The 8,737-nt window shown below is 70.9% G+C and carries 10 protein-coding genes and 1 pseudogene; 3 read left to right on the top strand and 8 right to left on the bottom strand.

Translation table 11 applies throughout. The features are described 5' to 3' along the window. Window positions 1-121 precede the first annotated feature (121 nt). The 6 genes and pseudogenes from AC1D12_RS16745 to AC1D12_RS16720 form a co-directional block, all read right to left on the bottom strand. Complete coding sequence (locus AC1D12_RS16745; RefSeq protein WP_465113898.1) at window positions 122-703, bottom strand: YdeI/OmpD-associated family protein; 582 nt, start codon at window positions 701-703, stop codon at window positions 122-124. Next, entirely contained in the window at window positions 700-1,863 is a 1,164-nt protein-coding gene (locus AC1D12_RS16740) for an aminotransferase class V-fold PLP-dependent enzyme (RefSeq protein ID WP_477826644.1), read from the bottom strand. Before AC1D12_RS16740 ends, AC1D12_RS16745 begins: the two co-directional genes overlap by 4 nt. A 307-nt stretch (window positions 1,864-2,170) precedes the next feature. Then, window positions 2,171-2,380: pseudogene (locus tag AC1D12_RS16735) on the bottom strand (GNAT family N-acetyltransferase); the annotation flags it as partial. Between the two features lie 191 nt (window positions 2,381-2,571). After that, window positions 2,572-3,078, bottom strand: a complete 507-nt coding sequence (locus AC1D12_RS16730) for a hypothetical protein (protein WP_477826643.1) — start codon at window positions 3,076-3,078, stop codon at window positions 2,572-2,574. A 3-nt stretch (window positions 3,079-3,081) separates the two neighbouring features. Beyond that, the gene (locus tag AC1D12_RS16725; RefSeq protein WP_477841647.1) at window positions 3,082-4,413 is read right to left on the bottom strand and encodes an ABC transporter substrate-binding protein; all 1,332 of its coding nucleotides are present in this window, start codon (window positions 4,411-4,413) and stop codon (window positions 3,082-3,084) included. Between the two features lie 135 nt (window positions 4,414-4,548). After that, window positions 4,549-5,268, bottom strand: a complete 720-nt coding sequence (locus AC1D12_RS16720; RefSeq protein WP_477841645.1) for a helix-turn-helix domain-containing protein — start codon at window positions 5,266-5,268, stop codon at window positions 4,549-4,551. Window positions 5,269-5,364: 96 nt separating this feature from the next. On the opposite strand from AC1D12_RS16720, the gene AC1D12_RS16715 reads away from it, so the two are divergent. Beyond that, the gene (locus AC1D12_RS16715; protein ID WP_477826325.1) at window positions 5,365-6,039 is read left to right on the top strand and encodes a TetR/AcrR family transcriptional regulator; all 675 of its coding nucleotides are present in this window, start codon (window positions 5,365-5,367) and stop codon (window positions 6,037-6,039) included. 11 nt (window positions 6,040-6,050) lie between these two features. On the opposite strand, the gene AC1D12_RS16710 is transcribed toward AC1D12_RS16715, so the two are convergent. Beyond that, window positions 6,051-6,497, bottom strand: coding sequence for a hypothetical protein (locus AC1D12_RS16710; protein WP_477841643.1), 447 nt, complete (start codon window positions 6,495-6,497; stop codon window positions 6,051-6,053). Between AC1D12_RS16710 and AC1D12_RS16705 the strand changes: the two genes are divergently transcribed. Further along, window positions 6,496-6,660 carry a hypothetical protein gene (locus tag AC1D12_RS16705; RefSeq protein WP_477841641.1) on the top strand — a complete coding sequence of 55 codons (165 nt, stop codon included), beginning with the start codon at window positions 6,496-6,498 and terminating at the stop codon, window positions 6,658-6,660. The genes AC1D12_RS16710 and AC1D12_RS16705 overlap by 2 nt on opposite strands. 109 nt (window positions 6,661-6,769) lie before the next feature. Here the strand turns inward: AC1D12_RS16705 and AC1D12_RS16700 are convergent, their stop codons facing one another. Next, window positions 6,770-7,876 carry a beta/gamma crystallin-related protein gene (locus tag AC1D12_RS16700; protein WP_477841639.1) on the bottom strand — a complete coding sequence of 369 codons (1,107 nt, stop codon included), beginning with the start codon at window positions 7,874-7,876 and terminating at the stop codon, window positions 6,770-6,772. A gap of 155 nt (window positions 7,877-8,031) precedes the next feature. On the opposite strand from AC1D12_RS16700, the gene AC1D12_RS16695 reads away from it, so the two are divergent. Next, window positions 8,032-8,706, top strand: a complete 675-nt coding sequence (locus AC1D12_RS16695) for an HAD family hydrolase (RefSeq protein ID WP_477841637.1) — start codon at window positions 8,032-8,034, stop codon at window positions 8,704-8,706. The last annotated feature ends 31 nt before the right edge of the window (window positions 8,707-8,737 follow it).

Genomic DNA, 8,737 nt, shown 5'->3' with positions numbered 1-8,737 from the left:
GTCCACCTGGACCGTGGTTGTCATACATCGGGAGGCCCCGTGAGAAAAGTCACGGCAGGCAACCCGATTCCATCGACGTGTTACCAACGTTGAAGGATGACAGCGTATCGCGCGTCGGGTATCAGGGGTGCAGCTTTTCATGGCGGGCCAGCATCGCCACCAGCGTCGCGATGCGGCGCTCGCGGGTCTCGGGCTTCTTCGCTGTCTGCACGCGCCACAGCACCGCATAGCGGTTGGCGCTGTTCAGCGTCTTGAAGAAGGCAGCAGCCGCCGGCTCGGCGTCGAACGCGGCCTGCAGGTCGGGTGGCGTCGTGATCGTGCGCATCGAGTCGTAGGCCTGCTCCCAGCGGCCGTCGGCCTTCGCGCGATCGATCTCGCGCTGGCCGGCCGGCTGCATGCGGCCCTGCTCGGTGAGCCTCGCGACCTTCTCGCGGTTGACCTTCGACCAGATGCTGCGAGCGCGCCGCGGCGTGAAGCGCTGCAGCCAGTGGTGTTCGTCCAGGCCCTTCTTCGGCCCGTCGATCCAGCCGTGGCACAGCGCGACCTCGAGCGCCTCGGGGTAGCTGACCGAGCCCTTCTCTGCGCCCGGGCGCGAGATCAGCAGCCACAGCCCGTCGGAGCTCTCGTGGTGCTTGTTGAGCCAGGTTTCCCAGCTGCGCGCGGTCGCGAAGCGGCGGGCGCTGTCTTCGGGCGCCTTGCTCATGGCAGCTCCGCGACGGCCTGCGCGAGGCGCTCGATGTCTTCGTCGTCGTTGTAGACCTGGGCCGAGACGCGGATGAACAGCCGGTCGCCGCGCGAGATCACCGGCGCCTCGATGCGCCGCTCGTCCAGCAGCCAGTCCTTCAGGCGCACCGCCGCGGCCGCGTCCCCGTGCGCCAGCCGCGCCGGCAGCGGCAGCGTGACCATGCAGCCGATCATCGCGTCGGGCGTCTCCCACGGATGGCCCCACCGCGCGGCCAGGTGCTGCGCCGCGCGGCGCGCCAGCGCGTGCTTGTAGGCGTGCATCGCTGCCTCGCCGAGGAAGCCGGTGATGAAGTCGATGCCGTCGGGGGCGCACAGATACGGCGTCGGGTCGCGCGTGCCGGTCCAGTCGAATTCCTGGTGCCAGCCGACGTCCAGGCCCCATGAGATGACCGGCGGGTGCAGGCCCTCGCGCCGGCCCGCTGCGGCCCACAGCAGGCCGCACGCGCGTGGCGCGAACGCCCACTTGTGCAGGTTCGCGACATACCAGTCGACGCCGAGCGCCGGGATGTCGAGCGGGATCGCGCCCGGCGCATGCGCGCCGTCGGCCAGCACCGGCACGCCGTGCGCGCGGCACAGCGCCGCGAGCTGCGCGAGCGGCAGCACGAGCGCAGTCTCCGACGTGACGTGGTCGAGGATCACGAGCCGCGTGCGCGCATTCAGCACCGGCTCGAGCAGGCGCTGCGGCAGCGATTCATCGGACAGCGGGAACGGCAGCGTCAGCGTGACGACGCGCGCGCCGTGCTCGCGCGCGACGAACGCGGCGGTGCGCGACACCGCGCCGTAGGCATGGTCGAACAGCACGATCTCGTCGCCGGCCTGCAGCCGCAGCGAACGCAGCACCGCATTGACGCCGGCGCTCGCGTTGTCGACGAAGACGATGTCATCACCCGTCGCGCCGACGAAGGCCGCGACGCGAGCGGCCGCTGCGCGCACGCGGGTGGGTTCGGCCGGCGCCTGCGGCGCGAGGCTCATCAGCTCGCGCAGCAGGAAGCGCGCCGGGTGGCGCTCGATCTGCTCGCGCAGGCGCTGCTGCGCATCGAGCACGCGGCGCGGCGTGACGCCGACGGTGCCGTGGTTCAGGTAGGTGGCATCGGGGTCGAGCCACCAGTGTTCGAGCATCTGTCGTCCGAAGCGCACCGTGTCGGTCCTCCTGCGGCGATTCTGACGCAAGCTCCGCCGCAGCGAACAGCAGATCGAACAACTGGCGCGTGCGCGGCGTCATCTGATGCAGATCCGGCTGCTGCAGTTCGTGACACGCCGCCAGCACCTTCGCGTACACCGMCTCGTAGATGCGCCGCACTGCACCGCCTGCCCCGACGATCTCGCGGTCGTAGCCCGGCACGATGCCGATCAGCCGCCAGCCCAGCCGCTCGAAGGCCTGCTGGGTGTGCGGGATCTTCAGCGTCGCCATGCCGTAGATGAGCCCCATGCCGAGCGCACGGCCGACACGCTCGATCGCGGCGATCGCATGCAGGCCCAGCCCGGCACCGCGGTGCTCGGGCGCGACCACGGCCAGCCGGCCGTACAGCGCCAGCGCCTCGGGCTCGCGTTCGCACGCGATCATCCCGGCGATGCGCTCGCCGCACTTCACCACGACGACGATGAAGTTGCGCGCGGGCGCGTCGGGCAGCAGCACCTCGCTGTCGTAGAACCCGCGGCGCAGGAAACCGCTCGCCGCGCCGACGCCCACGTCCGGGTACCAGCGGTCGAGGTGGGCCACCAGCGCGCCGATGTCGTCGCGCCGCAGCAGCTCGAAGCGGTAGCCGGGCGGCAGCGGCGACGCGTCGAGCACGCCGTCCAGCAGCGCGCGGTCGATGACCGGCGGGCTCACAACAGCCCTCCCGTCGCCGCAGCGGCAGGGCGGTAGCGGATCTCCAGCCGGCCGCTGCTGCGCGCGCCGGCCTGGACGGACACCGGATAGGCCAGCACCTCGCCGACCAGCCCGGCGTACTTGCCGCTGCCGCCCACCAGCCGGCTGCGGCGCACGCCATAGCCTTCGAGCTCGGCCTCGTCGGCCTGCGTCTCGAACACGAAGCGATCGCCGGCCGGATCGACCAGCACGCAGGTGCGGCGGCTCACGACACCGGCCCCGCGCAGGCTGATGCAACGCCCGCTCGCGACGTGGAACGGGCCGCTGCCGCCCTCGACGCGCGTGCGGGCCAGGCTCTCGACCACGACGATCGATTCACCATCGGGCCGGCCGGTMGCGATGACCTCGCGCCGGCTGACGCTGTAGTCGCCGAACGCGACGTGCAGGTCGCCCTTGCCGTGCGCCGCCGCGAGCAGCGGCCCGCAGGCCTGCAGCACCAGCAGCCACTTGAAGCGTGCCTTCATCGCTCACCCCTCCTCGGCGCAGTCGCGCACCGGCAGGCCCTTGTCGGCGGCGTACTTCTTCGCCGCCACGGCCATCATCGGGCCGAGCAGCGTGCGGTCGGACTCGTACCAGTCGGAGGTGTACTGCCACGCCGTGCCGTTCCAGCTGTGGATGCGCGCCCGGTGCGCGCCTTCGTGGTCGGCGCACGAGGTGTGCAGCGGCTGCAGCATGCCGTCGATGCCCAGCGCACCGATGCGGCCCGCGTCGATCGCCAGGTGCTCGGCGCCCCAGCGCACCTGCTCGCCGGTCAACGGCCGGCGGCCATAGCGCGCTTGCGCGGTGCGCACCGCCTCGACCACCAGCAGCGCGTTCAGCAGGCCCCGGTTGTAGAGCACCTGGCMGACCGCCGACGCCTCGCCGGCCCCCTTGCCGCGGCCGTACACGTAGCGGCGGATGTCGTCGTGCACGCGGCGMTGGTCGGCGCTGTGCTGCAGCGTCAGCGCGTTGTAGCCGGCCGCCGCGGCCTGCGCCGGCAGCACGTCGGGCTCGGCACCGGCCCACCAGACGCCGTACATCYKSTCGCGCGGGTAGTTCACCGCGATMGCCTCGTTSAKCGCGGTCGAGTTCATCACGCCCCAGCCCCAGATGAACACGTGATCCGGACGGGCCTGGCGGATCTGCAGCCAGGCCGCCTTCTGCTCGACGCCGGGGTGCGCCACCGGAATCGCGATGAACTCGAAGCCGAGCCGGTGCGACAGCGCCTGCAGCACCGGGATCGGCTCCTTGCCGTACGGCGAGTCGTGATACAGCAGCGCGATCTTGCGGCCGCGCAGCTTCGGCAGGCCACCCTCGCGCGCGCCCACATGCTGCACCAGCATGTCGGCCGCGTCCCAGTAGGTGCCGAGCAGCGGGAAGTTCCACTTGAACACGCTGCCGTCGGTCGACTCGGAGCGGCCGTAGCCCATCGTGATCAGCGGGATCCTGTCGGCAGCCACCTTGTCGCCCAGCGCGAACGTGATGCCGGTGGACAGCGGGTTGAAGCTGGTCGCGCCGGTCGGGCCCTTGCCCTTCAGGCGTTCGTAGCATTCGACGCCGCGGTCGGTGGAGTAGCCGGTCTCGCACTCCTCGTAGGTGATCTTCACGCCGCCGATGCCGCCGTCGCGTTCATTGACGAGGTTCAGGTAGTCGACGAAGCCGTTCGCCCACGGCACGCCGTTCGGTGCGTAGGCGCCGGTGCGGAACACCAGCACCGGGAAAAACTGTTCGTTCGGAATCGTGGCATGGCCCGGCGCGGCGCCGCAGGCGGCCGCCACGGTGGCCAGGGTGCTCATCAGTCTCTTCAGCAATGCGTTCATCTCGGGTCCTCGAAGGGGGTTGGCATGCCCCGGTCGGGACATGTCGCACAGCGTAGGAGGAGGACCCTGCCGGGCTCGTCGCGCAGCGACGTTGCTTCGTCGCGCAGCGATGTTGCAAATGTTCGAACTGCGGGTTCAGACGGGCAAAGGCTCGCGGCGCAGCGCCGCCGTCAGTGCCGACGGCGACTGGTAGCCGCACTGCAGCGCGGCCTGGTAGACCGGCATGCCGGCATCGAGGCAGCGGCGGGCGGCCGCGAGCCGGCGCCGCCGCACCAGCGTCATCGGGCTCAGGCCGAGCTCGGCGCGGCAGCGCAACGCGAACTGCGGCGCGCTCAGGTGCACCTGCGCCGCGAGGGCGGCGACCGCCAGCGGCTCGTCGAGGCGCTCGTCGACCCAGCGCTCCAACGCCTCCCAGTCGATGCTGCGGCGCAAGCGGGGGCCGCCGAGCGGCGTGCTGGCCGCCAGGCTCGCGACCAGCAACTCGATGGTCGCCGCCCGCGAGGCCGCATCGTCGGCATGCCGGCGGCTCGCGAGGTAGCGCATCAGGTGGGCCGTCGACGGGTGCACCGAGCGCACCTGCCCGGCCAGCGGCGCCAGCGCCTCGCGGTGCGCGGCATCGGCGGAACTGAGCACCAGGCAGGCGGCACCGCCGCGCATCGCGCAGCGCCGCTGCTCGCCCGGCGGGATCACCAGCACGCGGCCGGGCTGCACCGCGTGGCGGCGGCCTTTCAGCATCAGCTCGAAGCGGCCCTGCATGCCGAAGACGACCTGGAAGTGGTCGCTGGCCGGCACCGTGTCTCCAGCGGTGCACAGTTCCAGCAGCAGCATCGTGGCGGGGGACGGGACGGAACTCATTGACAGCAGCGCGGCGCCGGTGAAAGATCGAATCCCGGTTCATCAGATGAATCCGGATTCATAGCTTAGGCGACCCGATCCACTTGATCAACCCGCATGGCGTATCAACGCACCCCCTACGTCGAGAGCAAGCGTGCCGAGGCGCGCGACCGCTTCGTCGAAGCCGGCCTGACGCTGCTGTCGCAGGGCGGCTGGCGCGACGTGCAGATGTCGGCCGTCGCGGCGCTGGCGGGCTTGTCGACCGGGGCGCTGTACCTGCATTTCCCGTCGAAGACGCAGCTGCTGCTGGAGCTGTACCGGGCGCAGGCGGGCAAGGAGCTGGCGGTCACGACGGCCATCGCCGCGCAGCCGGGCACGGCGCGCGAGCGGCTCGCGGCGGCCATCGGCAGCTTCGCGCAGCGCGCGCTGAACGGCGGGCGGCTGTCGTACGCGCTGGTGCTGGAGCCGACCGACAACGAGGTGGAACAACTGCGGCTGCAGTTCCATGCCGAGTTCATCGCGCTGTTCCAGAAGATCCTGGACCAGGGCCGGGCGAGCGGCGAGTTGCGAGTGGCCGACACGCGCGTGGCGGCGGCCTGCGTGTTCGGCAGCATCACCGAATCGCTGCTGCACCCGCTGGGCATGGCGGCGCAGGCGGCACGGGCGCCGGGCGACGTGCGGCGCGGACGCAAGGTGGATGCGTCGGCGCTGATCGAACCGCTGGTGGACTTCTGCTTTCACGGCGCGGCCGGCGCACCGGCCACGCGCGCCCGGCCCCGCAAATCAGGCTGAGCAGCCTGCGGTCAGCACTCGGCCAGCTTGCGCACCGATTCGGCCAGCTGCTGCATCGTCGCCACCTCCTGCCGCAACAACTCGATCTGCTGCTCCCACATTTCCAGATTGCGGTACTGCGGCGACTTCTTGCCGTAGAAGCGGCGCATGACCCACAGCCACACGCCGATCAGCAGCAGCATCGGTCCCCAGCTCGCGAGAAAGCCGAGCACCTGCGATTGCCAGGTGGGCGCCGGCGTCACGCTGCCGCGCGAATAACGCTGCTCGGCCGACACGACACGCGCGCTCATCGATGCATRGGTCGCCTTCGGTTGCGCCGCCGCGCCCTGGACGCGAAACGCGACCTCCTTCGAGGCCGGCTCGACGACGCCTTCCAGCGGGCTCGTGATCACGTCGACCACGTTCTTCTGCTCGTCGAAGAAGCGGACCTCGACCACGAGGTTATCAGCACAGGCCATGGCGGTGTTTTTCAGCACCCCCAGCGCATTGATCGTGGCGCCCCGCTCCCCGCCATTCCAGCTGAAGCTCGGCTGCACCACCTGGATCGCACTGCCGGCGTCGTCGAAATCAGGCTGCCAGGTGAACCGGTCTGCCGCAGCAGATCTGACGATTCGTGCGTGATCACCCCCGGTGTGCGATGGATCGCATGCCGCGCCACGATGGGCACGCGCGCAGCGCGTCCATCGTGTAAGCAGCCATTACCGGCTCAGGGATGCGATCAGAAACGCGCTCAGAGACGCGGTTCGCCGTTCTCGTTGACGACCACGGTGCGCCCCGGCGGCGCGGTCATCTGCACGTGGTGCTCGATGCCGCGGAACTGGTAGGCCACGTCCCAGTACTCGGGGCGGCCCTGCGCCGGCACGGCGGCGCAGCGCTGCACGTCCTGCGTGGAGACGGTGCGGCCGTCGCGGCCGACATTGGCGCCGATCACCGCACCGGCCACCGCGCCGCCGACGGTCGCGATGTCACGGCCCGAACCGCTGCCGACCTGGTGGCCGAGGATGCCGCCGACGATCCCGCCGATCACCGCCCCGCCGACGTTCGGGTCGCCGCGCTCGTTCTTCACCACCTGCTCGCGCTCGACCCAGCAGCGCTGCGCGGGTGCGGCGTAGATCGCATGCACCGCCGTCACCGGCGCCTCGAAGATGCGCTCCTGCGGGCGGCGGCGCCAGTCGTAGACCGGTGCCGGCGGCGGCGCGTAACGGCCTTCGTCATAGCGGGCCGCGGGGTGCAGCGCGCGCACCGACGACAGCCGGTCGTTCAGGCCCATCGAGCGCAGGTCGGGGTAGCGGCCCGGGCGCAGGATCACGCAGCGCCCGCTGAAGTCGGCGTGTTCGCAGGCCTCCCAGCGCTCGCCGAGCACGATCACCGACGACGCGCGGTCGTTGAAGCCGAAGCGGTCGAAGTTGACGACGTCGCGCTCGGTGCTGAACGCGCGGCCCTGGAAGCCCTCGCGCTCGAAGAAGGTGATCTGCCCGTCCATCGGCTGCGGTGCGTAGCGGCCTTCGTCATGGCGGCGGTCGCGATCGACCGGCCGGGCCGACGACAGCCTGTCGTTCATCCGCATCGAGCCGAGCGACGGGTAGCTGCCGGGGCGCAGGATGAAGCACTGTCCGCCGAACTCGATGTGCTCGCACACCTCCCAGGGCTCGCCGCGCACGACGATCGACGAGGCGCGGTCGTTGAAGCCGAAGCTGCGGAAATCGGACAACGCGTCGCGGGCGGCGAAGCTGCGGCCGCCGAAGTTGTCGTGTTCGTAGAAGGTGGCCTCGGCCGATGCGGCACTGGCGCCGATCGCGGCACACAAGGCCAGTGCGATCTTCAAGACTGCTTTCATGGGGAGTCCATCCTGGTTGGGATTCGTCGCGGGGCCGGTGCGGCCTCGCATGCGTCGGTCAACGCGCCGCGCAGAGTATCCGACGACAGGCGCGCTGCCGATTCGTCGCGGATTTACATGCAGACACGTGGCAACCGCGTCGACAATCGCTGCCCATGTTCACCGCCGCCATCTTCGACATGGACGGGCTGCTGCTCGATTCAGAACGCACCATCATGCAGGCGTGGCTGGCGTCGGCGCGCGCGCTCGACGTGCTGCTGCACGAGGCAGACTACATCGGCGTGATCGGGCTGGCCCATGCCGAATCGACCGCGCGGCTCACCGCGCTGCTCGGCAACACCCACGACTACGAACGCGTGCAGCGCGATGCGGCGCGGCGGCTCTCGCCCGAGGCCGGCACCGTGTTCGCGTTGAAGCCCGGCGCGATGGTGCTGCTGCAGGCACTGCAGCAGCGCAGCGTGCCGTGCGCGGTGGCCTCGTCGACGCACGTGGCCGAAGTGCGGCGCCGCCTCGCGGTGGCCGGCATCGACGGCTTCTTCCGCGCGGTGGCCGGCGGCGATGAAGTGCCGCGCGGCAAGCCCGACCCGGCCGTCTACCTGCTGGCCGCCCAACGCGCCGGCCTCGACCCGCGCACCACGCTCGCCTTTGAGGACAGCGACCACGGCAGCGCCGCCGCACGCGCCGCCGGCCTGCAGGTGGTGACCGTGCCCGACCTGAAGACGCCCGATGCGGCCAGCTCGCTGCACCAGCTGGCCTCGCTCRCCGACGCGCTGCAGCACCTCGACGACTGGTTCCCGCCCGCCCCCAGGAACACCCTGCCCGGGCTTTAGGCGTTTACTAAACAGCGACGGGTTTCTACAC

It is taken from the genome of Rhizobacter sp. P1_G5 (genome assembly GCF_056405435.1).
The sequence above is the reverse complement of the archived record's forward strand: the minus strand, read 5'-3'. Positions and strand labels throughout refer to the sequence as shown.